Below are 16,479 nucleotides of genomic sequence, written 5' to 3'. Positions count from 1 at the left end.
ATTCAAAACCAAACAAAAATATTCTTTAATAAAGTAAATAAATTATATTACTTTAATAGAGAACTCAAAAAGAGAACTAACACACAATAATATTGAATCCCTACAATGAAAAAATTTCCTTATTTGCTTGCTAAAACTAACGTGAAAATGCAATTTCACAAATTTATAAAATAGTATAATAAAATCATTAATAATACCGAAAGGAATATATGAAAAAAACACTTAATGATCTTGTAGTTAAAGATAAAAAAGTTATCGTTAGAGTTGACTTTAACGTACCTATTAAAGATGGAGTTATTACTTCTGTCAAAAGAATTACAGCTGCTTTACCTACAATTAAAAAATTAGTTGAAGAAGGCGCAAAAGTTATTTTAATGTCTCACTTAGGAAGAGTTAAAGAAGAAGCTGATTTACCTAAAAGAGATTTAGCACCAGTTGCTGTCGAACTTGCTCGTCAACTTGGACAACCAGTAACATTTGTTAACCAAACAAGAGGAAAAATGGTTGAAGATGCTATTGCTCAAATGAAACCAGGTGAAGTAATCTTACTTCAAAACACTCGTTATGAAGACTTAAATGACAAAGCCGAAAGTAAAAACAATCCTGAACTTGGAAAATATTGAGCAAGTCTTGGTGATATTTTTGTTAACGATGCTTTCGGAACATCACACCGTGCTCACGCTTCAAACGTTGGGATTTCAACTTACATTAAAGAATCAGCAATCGGATATCTTGTTGAAAAAGAAACCGAAAACCTTTCAAAAGCAATCAACAATCCAGAACATCCATATGTAGCAATCATTGGTGGAGCAAAAGTTTCAGACAAAATTCAAGTACTTGAAAACCTTGCTAAAATTGTTGATAAAATGATTATTTGTGGAGCTATGTCATTTACATTTATGAAAGCTAGAGGTGAACAAATTGGTAAATCTCTTGTAGAACTTGATTATGTTGAATTAGCTCGTAACTTCTATGAAAAATATAAAGATAAAATCATATTACCATTTGATTTTAAAGCTGCTCCTGAGTTTAAAGACGTAAAACCTGTGATTGTTGAAGGAAATATTCCTGACGATCTAATGGCACTTGATGTTGCTTCAAAATCAATTAAAGCATTCACACAAGCAATCCAAGGTGCTAAAACAGTAGTTTGAAACGGTCCACTTGGAGTTACCGAATTTGAACACTACCGTGAAGGTACATTAGAAATGTGTAAAGCAATCGCTAACTTAAAAGGGGCTTTCTCAGTTGTTGGGGGAGGAGATAGTGTTGCTGCTGTTGAAAAACTTCAAATGGCTGACAAATTCTCACACGTTTCAACTGGTGGTGGAGCTTCACTTGAATTCTTACAAGGTGTAAAATTACCTGGTATTGAAGCAATTCAAGATAAAGTTGCCTAAAAGATGAAAAACTAAAAGTTATTAGCTTTTAGTTTTTTTAACAAAAATTAAGATTAGGCGATAACCTACTAAAAAAAACATCATTAAAAAATCTTTTCATATATAATTAAAGACATATGAAGACTAAAATAGCAATTGGATGCAGTTTATGCCGTAGAAAAAATTATTGAACAACTAAGAGTAATGGAAGTGAAAAAAGAATCGCAATTAAAAAATTTTGTCAGCATTGCGATGCTCACACACTTCATAAAGAAGAGGTTTAATGAGAAAAGAACTTTTACCAAAGAAGGATAAAAACCCTCGTAAAAAACGTTATTATGTTCGGAAATTTATTAAAGAAATTAAACGTGTAAAGTGACCTGATTCACAAAAAAATGTATCTTCATTGCTAAAAATTATTCTATTCACACTAATTATTGGTGGATTTGTAATTGCATTAACTTATGGTTTTAGTCACTTATGAGCAATTTATGGGTTAAGTTAGGAGAAAAAATATGAGTAATTTTAATTGATATATGGTCTCGACTATTTCAGGAAAAGAAGATATTGTTGTTGAAGCTTTATCAAACCGGATTATTGCTGAACAAGTTTCTGAACAATTTGATAATAGTGCAACTGAAAATGGCGCTTTTAAAGTTTTTAAAAAACCTACTCTCACCATTAAAGAATTAAATAAAAAATTAGCTGGTGAACCTTATAAAATTAAATGAGTAAATATGTATCCAGGTTATATCTTTATTAAAATGGATATGACAGATAAGGCCTGATTTATTGTTCGTAACACTCAATATGTCACCGGACTTGTAGGATCATCAGGAAAAGGAGCAAAACCTACTCCTGTAACTCAAAGAGAAATTAATAAATCACTAAAAAAAGAACAAGAAGCTCTAAAAACTTTTGAAACAGATAAAAACTACTTTGGACTAAAAGAAGGTGATGTCGTTACCTTTGTAGATTCAGCTTATAAGGGAACAGAAGGAACTATTAAAAATATTAATGCCGAATCAAACATAGTAATTGTATTGGTAGAAACATTTGGAAAACAAGTAGAGGTTGAGACAATTATCGAAAATTTACGTCCTTATGACCACGACCAAGACGAATAAAACTCCCAAAGGAGTTTTATTTTTTGCGCTTTTTGCTAAAATTATAGTAGTATTAATGGGCAATTACCCAAGTCTGGCTGAAGGGACAGCTCTCGAAAAGCTGCAGGGGCTTCACGGCCCGCAAGAGTTCGAATCTCTTATTGCCCGCCATTAGCCGCTTTAGTTTAGTGGTAAAACGATTGACTCGTAATCAATTGTCACGAGTTCGATTCTCGTAAGCGGCACCATTTTTATAAAAATGGTTTTTTATTGCCTTTTTATTTAATAAAAAATTAGACCCATAAAGGTCTATTTTTTTATTATTTCTACTAAAAAGATCTTTTTCTTACCAACATGAACTAGGCCATATTGATTATTTAAATGAGGACTTTCTACTAATGTATCTTCTGTTGCATTTTGGTAGTTTCATTTAATTGAATGAGTAGCCAAAAATTCTCTAGCTTCTCTTTTAGATTGCAACAATTTGCTTGAAATTAATGACTCTATTAAATTAGCATCTTGATTTAATTTAATAGTTGGTAAATCTTCTTTTACAGATTCAATTTTTGCAACATTGAGTTCACTAAAGTTTAAGTTTTTATTAAACAATAATTCACTAACTAAAATAGCATTATTAGCATCTAACTCAGAATGAATATCTTTAATAACTTCAAAAGCCAAGCTCTTTTGAGCTAATTTATTTTGTGGATGCTCTTTATGTTGCTTAATAATTGCTTCAATTTCTTCAACACTAAGGAAAGTTAATCATTTAAGAAGTTTTTCAACTTCTGAATCGGGTTGGTTTAATAAAAACTGATACATTTGATACGGTTTGGTCATATCTTGATCAAGTCATAAACTTCCTCCACCAGTAGATTTACCAAACTTATTACCACTTGAATCGGTAAGTAAATTAGCAGTAATTGCAACGGCTTTATGTTCCTTGCCGTATAAAGTTCCAATCATGTCAAGACCTGTTGTAATGTTACCTCATTGATCAGAACCTCCAAATTGAATGCATACATTTTCTTGCTTATATAATCAAGCAAAGTCTCATCCTTGAATTAATTGATATGAAAATTCCGTGAAGCTGAGTCCTTTTTCTATTCTTTTAGAAACCGAATCCTTAGATAACATGTACGAAACATTAACCAATTTCCCTACATTTCTTAAAAAATCAATGATGCTCATATCTTTATAAAAATCATAATTATCAATAACTTGAATACCAAATTTTTCAAGCTGTTGCTTAATCTTATTCTTATTTAGTAAAAGAGTTTCATGATCTAACAATTGACGCTCAGCATCTTTAAAAGAAGGATCACCAATCATTCCGGTAGCACCACCTAAAATAGCAATAGTTTTGTAGCCGTGTTTTTTAAAACGCAATAAGTTAACAATCTGAATATAGTTTCCTAAATGCAAACTTTGTGCTGTTGGATCAAAACCAACATAAACTCCTGCTTCCTTTGGTAATTTTACAAATTTTTCGTAATTAGAAATATCTTTAAAAATACCTCTTAATTTTAGTTCTTCTACAATATTCATATTAAAAAGCAAAATCCCTTCCTAGATCTTCTTCCTCACCAAAAATTAAACCTTCACCTTCTAATCCAAGTGTCTGATATCCGGTTAGCATTCCTTCACTTTTAACATCAAGCATCTTACCCGCAATAATATATGTACCACTTGCAGTAACTGAACCTGGCAAGGCTAGAACAAGCACTTTATTTTCTTGTGAATCTAATGTGTTAGTTACAATTTGGAATACTTGTTTTTGATAGATAATCTCTAAAACAAAGAGCTTCTCACTTTTGGGATGAGGTGTTCGCTTAAGTATTTTTCCATAGACAAATTTAGGTGAATTATTAAAAATACCTTCACTAAATTCTTGCAAACATAAACTAATAAATTCTTCACTTTGACTCGTATTTAACGCATTAAAAGTTTTAATAAAATAACGATTGCTAATATCGCTATTTAAAACATTGGCCGAATGTACCTCATTTTTTTCATTTACAAAAAAAATAAAGTTTGTAGTTTTAATTTGCTTAATCGGTTGAATATTGCTATCAAATGTTACTATTGAAATACCATTAAAAATATCATTAAGTTTGTGTGCTAATATCATATTTTATATTTTACTAAAATAACCAATTTAATATATAATAAAAAAATGGAAAAAATAGCTTATGTTATTGATTCAGCTTCAGGTTTAACCAAAAAACAAGCTGAGAAATTAGGTTGATTTTATCTTCCATTAGGAATTGAAATTAACGATCATTTGTATAAAGATGGAATTGAAATTAATAATTCAAATTTATTTGACATTTTCTCAGTAGATTCAAAAATGGCAAAAACTAGTTCATCTGCTCCTGGTTTAGCTATCGAATTATTTACCGAATTAAGTCAAAAATATGATAAAGTAATTGTTTTTCCAATTTCAACTTACCTATCAGGACAGGCAGCCAACTTAACTGCAATAGCACAAGACTTTGAAAACGTTTATGTAGTACAATCTCTTTATGTGGCTCAACTAATACCATTGAAGATTTTTGAACTTGATTCACTACTAAAAAATCAGTGCCCTTTTGAAGAGTCAATTCAAAAAATTGAAAGTCCTAATAAAGATTTTGATGTTACCTTAGCACCTAAATATAATGATTTTTTAGTTAAAGGCGGACGACTCACACCTGCAGCTGCTGCTGTTGCCAAGTTGCTCAAAATTATTCCAATGATTAAATTTGAAAACGGACAATTACTCAAAGAAGGTAAAGGAAGGGTCTTCAATAAAACAATTTTAAATATTATTGATGATAAGATTAAAAATAACCCCAATGCTCAAATTATCATTTTACATGCGAAAAACCAAGAAATTCAACAATATGTAAATTACATTAAAGATAAATATGGAATTGATGCTTACTTAGTAGATTCTCCATCTGTTATTTCAATCCATATTGGTCCAGAAGCTATTGCTGTAATTGCTTATAATGGTCCTAAAGATTTTGTTGAAAAATTAACTAATATTATCCAGACACCATAAAAATGGTGTCTTCTTTTTAAAGGTTATAAATAATTAAATTTGATCAAAAAAAAAAAAAACGATCCTAAGACATTTTTAGGATCGCAAAGTATACCTATTGTGATAATTACTTTTTATTATTATCTATAAGAAATATATATTTAGAAATTTAAAATATGTATTAAAAGTATGAAAACTATTATTCACGAAAGGAGTTAGCGAGGACAAGTCGCTTTTTTATTCGAAGATCTATAAACATATATCTTTAAAATTAAGAAAATTTAATCAAATAAATATTAGAGAGATAAAAATTAAACAATTATTAAGTTTATTTCTATTTCTTTATTTTTTATAGATTTATAATCAAATCAAGAAAACAAAAAAATAACAAAAGGGCGATTGTGATTGAAAAATTTTAAGAAAATTTCTAATTAAACATAAAAACATAATTTATTTACACGCTTTAGCTTTAATATTAAAGCGAGGCTATTTTATAAAAATAGCAAAAATATTATAGCACTCTTAATAGCAAATCTTAAAAAAATTGTGATACTTTTGGTATTTTTTGGTTTTTTGTGGTCTTTTTGCAGGGTTTTCAACAAAAAAGAATAAAATTATTATATAGCTTATATAAAATAAGGAGAAATATGCCGAAATTTAAACGGATTTTTATGATCGTAACAGATGGTTTAGGAATTGGTCCTGACCGAGATCAAAAAGCTTTTGGAGATGCTGGTGCAAATACAATTCGCTCAGCTTCAATGGTTGAAGAATTCAAAATTGATACTTGAAGAAAATTAGGAATTGGTAATATTACTAATTTACAAGGAAATTACCATGTCAAAAATCCTCTTGCATATATGGCAAAAGTTCAAGAGGTTTCTAATGCAAAAGACACATTAGCCGGACATTGAGAAATGATGGGTATCAAAACACTTGTTCCATTTCCTACTTTCTTTGAAAATGGTTTCCCTAAAGAGTTAATCGATGAACTTGAAAAAGCATTTGATGGAAGAAAAATCATTGGAAACAAAGCAAGTAGCGGGACAGAAATTATTAATGAGCTTGCACACGAAGAAAAAGCTAACGGCTCAATTATTGTTTATACATCAATGGACTCAGTACTTCAAATTTGTGCACATGAAGAATGAACAGGATTAGATAATCTTTATAGATATGCTAAAGCAGCTCGTGAAATTTGTTCATCACGTCCAGAATGAAATGTTGGAAGAATTATTGCTCGCCCATATGTCGGTGAAGAAGGTAATTATAATAGAACATTTAACCGTCACGACTATGCAAATAAACCTCCTAAACTTATTTTAAATAGTTTACAGGATAAAGGCGTAGAAGTTATTTCAATTGGAAAAATCAATGATATATTTGTTGGACAAGGAATTTCAAGACATATCCCTAGTGGAAGTGATGCTGTCGGAATGGATAAGACCATTGAACTTGCAATGCAAGATACAGAAAATAAATTCGTCTTTACTAATTTAGTTCAATTTGACTCACACTATGGTCACAGAAGAAATGTGCATGGTTTTGCTCAAAATTTAGCCGAACTTGATGTTAAATTAAATAAATTAATTAATGTTTTAAAAGAGGATGATCTTTTAATTATGACTTCAGATCACGGTAATGATCCACTTTATCCTGGATTTAACCACACACGTGAATTTTTACCAGCTACTATTTATTCTAAATCTTTTAAATCACCTAAAGTACTACCTAATTTCAATGGGCTAGGAACATTAGGAAATATTGTAGCAAGAAACTTTGGTGCTGACATTGTTACCGAAACTGGTGATGATATTTTCGAAGAACTAATTTAATAATTTTAAGATGAAGCTAAAAATAACCAAATGAATTTTGGTTATTTTTATTTATGTCTATATTATTTTGCTTTTAAATAAACTAATATGAAAAACAAAATAAAGTAAAACTTTTTCATTGATAAGTTTGTCAGGGAATAAAAAAAGTCCTTAAATGGACTTTTACTTTAATTTAATATGACATGTGGCATCACTATTTTTGTCAAAATAATCTTGATGATAAGCTTCGGCTAAATAATAGTTTGTAATTTCTTTAACTTCAGTAACCACTGGCTCTTCATATTGTTCTTGAACTTCAGTCAAAACTTGATTAATAATATTTTTATCCTTAGGATCTTTAAAATAAATTCCATTACGATATTGAGTCCCATAATCTGGACCTTGATAATTAAGTTGTCTTGGATCAATTACTGATAAAAATTCTTCTAAAAGTTCTTTCAAGGATAAAATTGTTTCATCAAAAATTACTTCAACAGTCTCAACTGCTCCTGTAGTACCTGTTTTCACTTGTTCGTATGTTGGATTTTCAACTTTAGAATTGGCATAACCAACTGTAGTTTGTACTACTCCATCAAGAGTTTTAAGATATGCTTGCACACCTCAAAAACAACCACCTGCTAAATAAATAATTTTCATTATTCTAGACCCCTTCTATTTTTAAAATTCATTTTAATTGGACACCCTTTAAAGTTAAAGTTGCTTCTTAGTTGATTTTCTAAAAATCTTTGGTAAGAAAAGTGTAAATATTTTTTATTATTGACAAAAAAAGTAAATGTAGGAATCTTACCTTTTTCTTGACGAGCAAAAAAGACATTTAACCTTCCACCATTAAATGGTTGTGCCTTTTGAATCATTTGAGTTTCTAAAATTAAATTTGATAATAAAGTTGGCTTAATGTGTCTTTCTAAATTGGTTCTAACTTCAGTAATGGTTTGAATTAATTTAGGAATTCTTTGGTTAAATTTAGCCGAAATGAAAACAAAAGGAACTCATGGCACAAAGTGAAATTTGTTTCTAAGCTTTTTCTCAAATTCTGCCATTGTATTGGTTTCTTTTTCAACTAAATCTCATTTATTAATAACAATAATAACTGGTTTTTCGTTGTCTAAGGCGTATCCGATAATTCTTGAATCAAAGTGCGAAACTTCTGGTTGAGTGGCATCAATAACAATTAAGGATAAATCAGCTTCAGCAAGCGAGTTCATTGCACGCATCAAAGCATAATGATCAACGCTTTCAATTAATTTACTTTTACGTGTAATTCCAGCTGTATCAATAATATTATATTTTTTGCCTTCAATTTCAATAATAGATTTAACACTATCTCTAGTTGTTCCAGCAATTTCTGAAACAATAGAACGGTTTTCTTTTGCTAAATTATTTAAAAGTGAACTTTTTCCAGCATTAGGTTTTCCAATGATTGCTAAATCAAATGTTTCTTCTGCAACAACATCACTAAAATCTAATAAAGTCACTGCATAATCTAATACTTCACCAATACCCTCTCCGTGTAATGCTGACACAGGAAAAATTGGATCTACCCCTAATTTATATCAAGAATAATCAAACATTTGATTATTTTCTAACTTGTTAGCTACTGCAATTATAGGTTTATTACTTTTACGCAAGATATTCATTATAAATAAGTCATCGTTAGTAATTTCACTGTTACCATCAAATAAAAACAAGATTACATCAGCTTCATCAATGGCAATTTTTGCTTGAATTTGAATTTGTTCTTGGAAAGGACGATTTTCAATTTCGATTCCTCCAGTGTCAATAATTTTAATTTCGTTTCCAACTCAATTAATCTTTTCATACAAACGATCTCTTGTTACACCGGGTTGATCATGAACAATTGATACTTTTTTTCCTATTAAACGGTTAAAAAAGGTACTTTTACCGACATTAGGTTTTCCGATAATTGCAATAGTATTACGCATTTTCTCTTGCCTTTCCTTTTACTATGTTGATAATTTCGGTTACTACTTCCTCTAACGATAAATCAGAACAATCAATTAAAATTGAATCCTCAGTTTTGTGTAGCGGGTCAATTTCTCGATTCATATCCTGAGCATCACGTTGTTGGATATCATAAAGAACTTCTTCAAAACTTGATTGATAACCCATTGAAGTATTTTGGATATGTCTGCGAAGTGCTCTTTCTCTTGCTTCTGCTCAAAGAAAAATCTTTACTTCAGCATGCGGCATAATCTTAAAGGTTGTATCTCTACCGTCAATAATATAACCTTTATTTTCTCGAGTCATTTGTTGAATATAAGCTACAACAAAATCTCTTACTTCCTGAATTTTCGCAACATTAGCGGCTGCTAATGAAACATTTTGATTCCGAATAATATTTGACACATCTTGACCATGCAGTCATACCGACTCATCTTCTCTTAGTTCTATCATTCCTATTTCAAGAGTGGCAATAACTTCACCTTTATCTCTTAAATTAGCACCTTTAGTCATAGCATTGTAGGCAATTGCCCGATAAACACTTCCACTATTAATAAAGGTATATTTAAGTCTTTTAGCAATTTCTTTTGATACTGTTGACTTACCCGCTCCACCGGGTCCGTCAATTGCAATATTAACCTTCTTATCAATGTTATTATCCATAATTTCTCCTATAATTCTAGTTTTCCTATCTTGAGCTTATTTTTATCATCATTGATTTTTGCATTGTTACGTGGTTGAATTGAAAATTGATCTTGTTTTAAAATTTGTGTAAATTCGTCTTCTGTAAAATTAAAGCTATCAATATAAAATGGCTTAAGAAAAAGAATCTTCATTTTATCATTGTAAAATCGCCTAATTAATTGATTAATATTTTGATTGTTATGCTTTAACCGATACCAATTAAGCGGATTTTTGCTAAGTTTCAAAACAGGAACCTCGGTAAAAATATGGTTACGAAACTTCTTTTTAAGTCATTTTAAATCAATTGAATATTGTTGATTATTTTGTAAACTTAAAACTTTTAACTCTTCAAATTCATTGTTTAATTGAGAATTAAAATCATTGTTTTGACCGCTTAATTTCATAATATCAATTTTACCTTAAAAAACTTGTTTTTATATCATTTTCAAGCAACAAATAAAAGAAAAAACCCAAAAAAAGGGTTTTAAATATTACTGTCCTAATTGGAAAGTTTTTACTTCTGATGTTCCATCTTTATATTTAAATGTAACTACTAATTTACCGGTCTCAATATCGTATGTAGCTGGTAAATATTTGTTATTCGATTCTTTTTTAGAATCTACTTGACCTTTAAAATCTACAAGTTGAATTTTTTCAAATACTTCAGGTGATACTAATAAAATTTTGTTTTGATTAATAATATCTTTTGAACCATATGATTTAAATCCGAATGCATATTTGCTAATTGTTTGTTCTTCATTTTCGGTATTTTTTTCATTTAATGATTGATAATATTGAACTTGTTTAATTGGTAATCTTTTATTAGTTGTATTATTTTTTTCTAAGAAGTCTTTAGCTTCTTCTACTGTGAATTTGGTTGCAAGTTCAATTCCTTGTGTTGTTGCTACTTTAACAGGAAATAAAACTGTTTCCATTTCGTGTTTTTCATGTTTTAAACCACTAACTGTTCATGTTCTAATAACACTTGATTGTAAGTTTGAATCACCGTAGGTTACTCTAATTAATAATGGTGCTTGTCCTTGATTGGCTGCTTGATTAACTCTATTTAAAATAAATGATGAACTAATAAGTTGTTTAAATTTTGGGTTTGATAAAACTACAACTTCTACTTTTGTATTTTTTTCGTTTAATAATTTGAACCCTTTGAAATTTTTAGTTACTAAAATATCATTTGAGTTAATTAATCTTGGATATTTTCTTTCTTCTGAAATATTTTTTAAAGCAACTTTAATATTTTTTGTAAATGCTTTTAATTCTTCTTGTACCGAAGATTCTGACATTTCGCTTTCGGTTGTTTTTTCTTCAGCAGATGAAGCAACTTCTTTTTCCGCTGACATTTCTTCTTTATTTGAAACGTTTTGAGTAAGAGCAACTGATGCAGAAATTCCAGCTACAGGAACAATAGCACCAAGCGAAGATAAGGCAATAATTAATTTGTTTTTCATAAGTAAATCCTTTTTTAGAGTAATGATTTTTACTATATCTTATAGATTTGAATTTTGTTTTTGTTTATTTTTTAACACTCAATTAATAAATAAAGTATACCATTTTTAGATCTTTTTTTAAACTAAAATTAGCCTAATTAACACACAAAGACTAACATTAAATCTACATAAGTAATCTTTTCTCACTTATAGTTTTATTCTTAATAAAATTAATTTATCAATTAGAATTAAACCTTTTTTTGATTGCAATAACCAACAATATAAAGCAATAATTCTTAGAATGAAAATTTTTCAGTACAAAATAAAAAACTTAGGGTTTTCTTATTATCTTTTGAAAAAAATAGCACATCAATATAGTAAATATGGAAATGTTTCTATTTAACATTTTGTAAGTAATATAATTATTATGTATTTAAAAAAATTAAGGAGAATTTCATGAAAAAATACGATGTAGCTATTGTTGGTGCTGGTATTATCGGTGCTTCAATTGCATATGAATTAGCGCAATATAAATTGGACGTTGTGGTATTTGAAAAAAACCCAAAAGTAGCCAATGAAACATCACTTGGAAACTCAGGTCTTATTCATGGTGGTTTTGACCCTGAGCCACATAAAATCGAAGCAAAACTTAACCTTGCAGGAAATAGAAAGTGACAAGAAAAATGATTTAAACACTTAAAGTTTCCTAGAGTAAAAATTGATTCTCTTATCTTAGCCTTTGATGAAGGAGAGGAAATGCAACACATTCACATGTTATATGAACGTGGGTTAATTAATAAATTAGATCCAAAAGACTTAAAAATTTTGACCCGCGAAGAAGTTATGCAACGCGAACCAAATGTTAATCCTGAAGTGAAAGGGGCATTGCTTTGTACCTCATCTGTTGCAATTCAGCCGGTTGAAGCAACTCGTGCATTATTAGGTGCATCTTTACAAAACGGAACAGAATTAAAAGTTAATTCACAAGTTACAAAAATAACATGAGATGAGTCGACTAAACTTTTTGAAATTGAAATTAACGGAAAAGAAAAAGTTTATTCTAAAAAAGTGATTGATGCTGCTGGGCACTATGCTGATAAAATCGCAAATGAAAATGGATTTGATGACTTTAAACAAACAACAAGACGTGGTGAATATAGAATCTTAGACAACTACGATCCAAATCTTATTCACTCTGTATTATTTAAAGTGCCAACAATTTATGGTAAAGGAGTAATTGTTGCTCCAACTCTTGATGGCAAATACCTTGTAGGACCTACCGCCGAAGAAGGAGTAGCAAAAGAAGATACTCGTTTAGTTACACCCGAAAAATACAAACACATCGGGGAAATTGGAAAAAAAATTATTCCATCATTAAAATTAGAGCGCACTATCATGACACTTTCTGGTTCAAGACCTATTGATATTGAAACAAATGACTTTGTAATTAGAAAGTCTAAAAATAATCCTCACTTCTTAATTGCTGGTGGAATGCAATCACCTGCTCTTTCTTCAGCTCCATCTATAGCTGAAGAAATTGTTAAACTACTTGAATTAGATCTTAAAGAAAGAGAAGATTTTAAACCCGATTATAAAATTGATGTTTACTAAGTATAAATAAAAGATCCTTTCATAATTAATCATCAAGGAGAACCATGAAAGATAAATATGTAATTACACTAGATGAAGGAACAACTTCTTGTAGAACAATTGTTTTTGATCATAATGCTAAAATTGTTGCAACATCTCAAGCAGAATTTACTCAATATTACCCAAAAAGCGGTTGAGTAGAACATGATGCATTAGAAATTTGAAATACCCAATTAGCAACAATGCAGTCAGCCAAAAACAAAGCAGGAATTAAATCAACTGATGTTGCTGCATTAGGAATTACTAATCAACGTGAAACAGTCGTATTATGAGATAAAACTACAGGTATGCCAGTTTACAATGCTATTGTCTGACAAGATCGAAGAACTAGCGATTACTGTGAAAAATTACAAGATAAAGTAGATTTAGTTCGTGAAAAAACCGGATTAATTATTAACCCTTATTTTTCAGGTACTAAAATTAGATGAATCCTTAAAAATGTGCCAGCTGCTCAAAAGGCATATAAAGAAGGTAAGTTACTTGCAGGAACGATCGATACATGATTAATTTGAAAATTGACTGACGGTCGTGTACATGCAACTGATGTTTCTAATGCTTCAAGAACATTATTATTTAATATTAATACAATGAAGTGAGATAGTGACCTATTAGAACTTTTTGAGGTCCCTCTTGAAATTTTGCCTGAAGTTAAATCATCTTCTGAAATATACGGAGAAGTAGAACCGCACCATTGATCACTTAAAGCTAGCGGGAGAGTGCCTATTGCTGGGGTCGCAGGTGATCAACAAGCTGCTTTATTTGGTCAACTTTGTCACAAAAAAGGTATGGTAAAAAATACCTACGGAACAGGATGTTTTACATTAATGAATATTGGTGAAAAACCTTTATTATCTAAAAATAAATTATTAACAACTGTGGCCTGACAACTAGGAAATGAAAAACCAGTTTATGCATTAGAAGGTTCTGTTTTTATAGCTGGTGCTGCTATTCAATGAATTCGTGATGGTTTAAAACTACTTTATAACTCAGCAGAAAGTGATTTTTATGCTGAGTTAGCCCTTAAAGATGACACACATAATGTTTACCTTGTCCCATCCTTCACTGGTCTTGGAGCTCCTTATTGAGACTCATATTCAAGAGGTGCCATTTTTGGCCTTGAAAGAGGAACAAAACGAGAACACATTGTAAAAGCGACATTAGAATCTATTGCATATCAATCAAATGATTTAATTAAAGCAATGGCATCTGATGTTAACGAAGAAATACCTGTACTTAAAGTTGATGGTGGAGCAAGTAAATCTAATTACTTAATGCAATTTCAATCGTCAATTTCAAAAGTTAAAGTTGTACGTCCTAAAAATACCGAAACAACTGCGCTTGGTGCTACATATCTAGCTGGGTTAGCAACAGGGTATTGAAAAGACTTAATTGAAATTGAAAAAAACACTATTGTTGATCATGAATTCACTCCAAAACTCAGCGACAAAGAAGTAGAAAAACTTACCCATGGTTGAAACATAGCTGTTAAACGTACTTTTAATTGAATCAAAGAAATAGAGGTAAAATAATGTCAATTGGATTACCTTTATTAGGAGAACTTCTAGGAACTTTTATCTTAATTTTATTAGGTTGCGGTGTTAATGCAAGTAATTCCTTTAAGAAAATGTTCGCTAAAAATTCAGGAGGTAATTGAGTTCTTATTGCTTTTGGATGAGCATTTGGCGTTATGTGTGGAGTTTTAGTTGCAAATGCCTTTAATAGTGGCGCACATCTAAATCCAGCTGTTACTCTTTTTGTAACCCTTTCAGATTTATCAAAAGAATCTGTTAAAAGTAATATCGGTACTCATATTGGAGCTGCTTTACTATACATTGTTATGCAATTTATCGGGGCAATTCTTGCTGCTTCATTGCTTGTATTTATAAACTGAAAACACGTAATTGAAAATGATGCTGCTGTACTCAAAAGCACCTTATCAACAGGGCCTTCTCACCCAAAGGCTCATGTACAAAATTTCGCATATGAATTAGTTGGAACTTTAGTGCTTGTTGGTGTTATTCTTGCTTTTTCAAAAGGAGCTAACGCTGGTCATTCTGTTTTAATGAACGCAGAAGAAGGTATCGTGAAAGTTTCATATGGTGGAATTTCACACTTAGGTCCACTTCCAGTAACTTTCTTAGTTGCTGCTATTGGTATGTCACTAGGTTCAGTAACTGGTTATGCTATTAACCCTGCACGTGACCTTGGACCTAGATTAGTATATTTTGCTACATCAAAAATTTTTCCTAAAAAAATAAACAATATTGTTAGTGCTGATTTTAAATACGGATTAATTAATGCCGGTTTAGCACCTGCTTTATCAGGTCTAATTATCGGTGGAATTGCACTAGCGATATCTTAAATTTAAAATTAATTTTAAGCCAAAAAGAAAAAGGAAACAATAGTTTCCTTTTTTGTTTGTTATTTTAATTAATAAGAAATATTAGGGTAATGGATTTTTTAGTTTGCTTCTTCTGAATTTAATAAATCCGAAATCTTCTTAGCGGCAATAGCTCCATCACTAGCAGCTGTGACAATTTGACGAATATCTTTATGTCTGATATCTCCGGCAGCGAAAATTCCTTTGACTTTGGTTTGCATAAATTCATCAGTAAGAATAAATCCTTTTTCATCAAAAATATCAAGTTTTGAAGCAAATGAAGCAACTGGTTCTAAACCGATGTATGGGAAGAAAGAAGCTACTTCTACTTTGAATTCATTATTGTTTTGATCAACAATAATAGCTCCTTCAAGTTTGCTTTCTCCAATAAGTTCTTTAATTTGAGAAGACATGTGAACTTTAACATTTGGAAGTTTAAGTAAATCATCAACTAATCTTTTTTCAGCATTAAAGAAGTTGTCTTTAACAACAAGGTGAACTTCAGAAGCAATTTTACTTAAATATGTTGCCTCTTCAACTGCTGAATTACCTCCTCCAAGAACAAGGGTTGGGTAATTTTTATAAAGGGGGCCATCACAAATTGCGCAGAAACTTACCCCACGGTTAATTAAGTTTTCAACATTTTTGATAAAGTGCGGAACTTTATTTCTCATTCCTGAAGCAATTAAAACTGTTTTACCAAGGTAACTTTTTCCATTTGAAGTTACAACTTCTTTGTCAAAATCACCATGGTTAATAATTTCGGTTACATCACCATAAAGATATTCGGCTCCGTACAACTTAGCATGTTCAAAAAATGAAGTTGCTAATTGTCATCCATCGACCATTTCGGTTCCTAGTCAGTTTTCAATTTTACTTGTTGAAGAAAGTTTTCCACCTGGAGCGCTTTTTTCGATAAATGCTACTTTAAGATTTGCTCTTGAAGTATATAAAGCAGCATTAAGTCCAGCAGGTCCTGAACCAATAATAATTAAATCATATTTAGTTTGCAT

At 30.4% G+C, this 16,479-nt stretch carries 17 protein-coding genes and 2 tRNA genes; 11 read left to right on the top strand and 8 right to left on the bottom strand.

Annotated features, from left to right (window positions below; all coding sequences use genetic code 4):
• Positions 1-209: 209 nt before the first annotated feature.
• From Q349_RS01615 to Q349_RS01595, 6 genes are all read left to right on the top strand, one after another.
• On the top strand, positions 210-1,400 hold the full coding sequence (locus Q349_RS01615; RefSeq protein ID WP_036464303.1) for a phosphoglycerate kinase: 1,191 nt from the start codon (positions 210-212) through the stop codon (positions 1,398-1,400).
• A gap of 116 nt (positions 1,401-1,516) precedes the next feature.
• Positions 1,517-1,663 carry a 50S ribosomal protein L33 gene (gene rpmG / locus Q349_RS03340; RefSeq protein WP_084270839.1) on the top strand — a complete coding sequence of 49 codons (147 nt, stop codon included), beginning with the start codon at positions 1,517-1,519 and terminating at the stop codon, positions 1,661-1,663.
• Complete coding sequence (gene secE / locus Q349_RS01610) at positions 1,663-1,884, top strand: preprotein translocase subunit SecE (protein ID WP_051616741.1); 222 nt, start codon at positions 1,663-1,665, stop codon at positions 1,882-1,884. The genes rpmG and secE overlap by 1 nt, the downstream gene beginning before the upstream one ends.
• A gap of 10 nt (positions 1,885-1,894) precedes the next feature.
• On the top strand, positions 1,895-2,506 hold the full coding sequence (gene nusG, locus Q349_RS01605; protein WP_036464298.1) for a transcription termination/antitermination protein NusG: 612 nt from the start codon (positions 1,895-1,897) through the stop codon (positions 2,504-2,506).
• 57 nt (positions 2,507-2,563) lie between these two features.
• Positions 2,564-2,656 (top strand) — tRNA-Ser (locus Q349_RS01600).
• Positions 2,657-2,659: 3 nt separating this feature from the next.
• A tRNA-Thr gene (locus Q349_RS01595) sits at positions 2,660-2,733 on the top strand.
• Positions 2,734-2,794: 61 nt separating this feature from the next.
• On the opposite strand, the gene tyrS is transcribed toward Q349_RS01595, so the two are convergent.
• Positions 2,795-4,033, bottom strand: coding sequence for a tyrosine--tRNA ligase (gene tyrS, locus Q349_RS01590; RefSeq protein WP_036464296.1), 1,239 nt, complete (start codon positions 4,031-4,033; stop codon positions 2,795-2,797).
• A 1-nt stretch (position 4,034) separates the two neighbouring features.
• Positions 4,035-4,616 carry a TyrS-associated PheT N-terminal domain-related protein TapR gene (tapR, locus tag Q349_RS01585; protein WP_036464295.1) on the bottom strand — a complete coding sequence of 194 codons (582 nt, stop codon included), beginning with the start codon at positions 4,614-4,616 and terminating at the stop codon, positions 4,035-4,037.
• Positions 4,617-4,661: 45 nt separating this feature from the next.
• Between tapR and Q349_RS01580 the strand changes: the two genes are divergently transcribed.
• Both Q349_RS01580 and Q349_RS01575 read left to right on the top strand, forming a co-directional pair.
• Positions 4,662-5,531: a DegV family protein gene (locus tag Q349_RS01580; RefSeq protein WP_036464293.1), complete on the top strand. Its 870-nt coding sequence runs from the start codon at positions 4,662-4,664 to the stop codon at positions 5,529-5,531.
• 626 nt (positions 5,532-6,157) lie between these two features.
• Entirely contained in the window at positions 6,158-7,345 is a 1,188-nt protein-coding gene (locus Q349_RS01575) for a phosphopentomutase (RefSeq protein ID WP_036464291.1), read from the top strand.
• 162 nt (positions 7,346-7,507) lie between these two features.
• On the opposite strand, the gene msrA is transcribed toward Q349_RS01575, so the two are convergent.
• The 5 genes from msrA to Q349_RS01550 form a co-directional block, all read right to left on the bottom strand.
• On the bottom strand, positions 7,508-7,981 hold the full coding sequence (msrA, locus tag Q349_RS01570) for a peptide-methionine (S)-S-oxide reductase MsrA (protein ID WP_036464289.1): 474 nt from the start codon (positions 7,979-7,981) through the stop codon (positions 7,508-7,510).
• Entirely contained in the window at positions 7,981-9,288 is a 1,308-nt protein-coding gene (gene der, locus Q349_RS01565) for a ribosome biogenesis GTPase Der (RefSeq protein ID WP_036464287.1), read from the bottom strand. The genes msrA and der overlap by 1 nt, the downstream gene beginning before the upstream one ends.
• Positions 9,281-9,970 carry a (d)CMP kinase gene (gene cmk, locus Q349_RS01560; protein WP_036464285.1) on the bottom strand — a complete coding sequence of 230 codons (690 nt, stop codon included), beginning with the start codon at positions 9,968-9,970 and terminating at the stop codon, positions 9,281-9,283. Before cmk ends, der begins: the two co-directional genes overlap by 8 nt.
• A gap of 8 nt (positions 9,971-9,978) precedes the next feature.
• On the bottom strand, positions 9,979-10,395 hold the full coding sequence (locus tag Q349_RS01555) for a hypothetical protein (RefSeq protein ID WP_036464282.1): 417 nt from the start codon (positions 10,393-10,395) through the stop codon (positions 9,979-9,981).
• Positions 10,396-10,482: 87 nt separating this feature from the next.
• On the bottom strand, positions 10,483-11,457 hold the full coding sequence (locus Q349_RS01550; RefSeq protein WP_036464279.1) for a hypothetical protein: 975 nt from the start codon (positions 11,455-11,457) through the stop codon (positions 10,483-10,485).
• Between the two features lie 435 nt (positions 11,458-11,892).
• Between Q349_RS01550 and glpO the strand changes: the two genes are divergently transcribed.
• From glpO to Q349_RS01535, 3 genes are read left to right on the top strand one after another with little or no spacing between them, the layout of a single operon-like run.
• A complete protein-coding gene (gene glpO / locus Q349_RS01545) occupies positions 11,893-13,047 on the top strand; it encodes a type 2 glycerol-3-phosphate oxidase (RefSeq protein WP_036464276.1) in 1,155 nt (384 codons plus the stop codon).
• 44 nt (positions 13,048-13,091) lie between these two features.
• Entirely contained in the window at positions 13,092-14,615 is a 1,524-nt protein-coding gene (gene glpK / locus Q349_RS01540; RefSeq protein ID WP_036464273.1) for a glycerol kinase GlpK, read from the top strand.
• Positions 14,615-15,448: an MIP/aquaporin family protein gene (locus tag Q349_RS01535; RefSeq protein ID WP_036464270.1), complete on the top strand. Its 834-nt coding sequence runs from the start codon at positions 14,615-14,617 to the stop codon at positions 15,446-15,448. Before glpK ends, Q349_RS01535 begins: the two co-directional genes overlap by 1 nt.
• Positions 15,449-15,546: 98 nt before the next feature.
• On the opposite strand, the gene Q349_RS01530 is transcribed toward Q349_RS01535, so the two are convergent.
• Positions 15,547-16,479, bottom strand: coding sequence for an NAD(P)/FAD-dependent oxidoreductase (locus tag Q349_RS01530; RefSeq protein WP_036464268.1), 933 nt, complete (start codon positions 16,477-16,479; stop codon positions 15,547-15,549).

It is taken from the genome of Mycoplasmopsis sturni DSM 22021, assembly GCF_000701485.1.
GTDB lineage: Bacteria > Bacillota_I > Bacilli_A > Mycoplasmatales > Metamycoplasmataceae > Mycoplasmopsis > Mycoplasmopsis sturni.
Note: the sequence above shows the minus strand (reverse complement) of the source record. Positions and strands in the feature narration are given on the sequence as shown.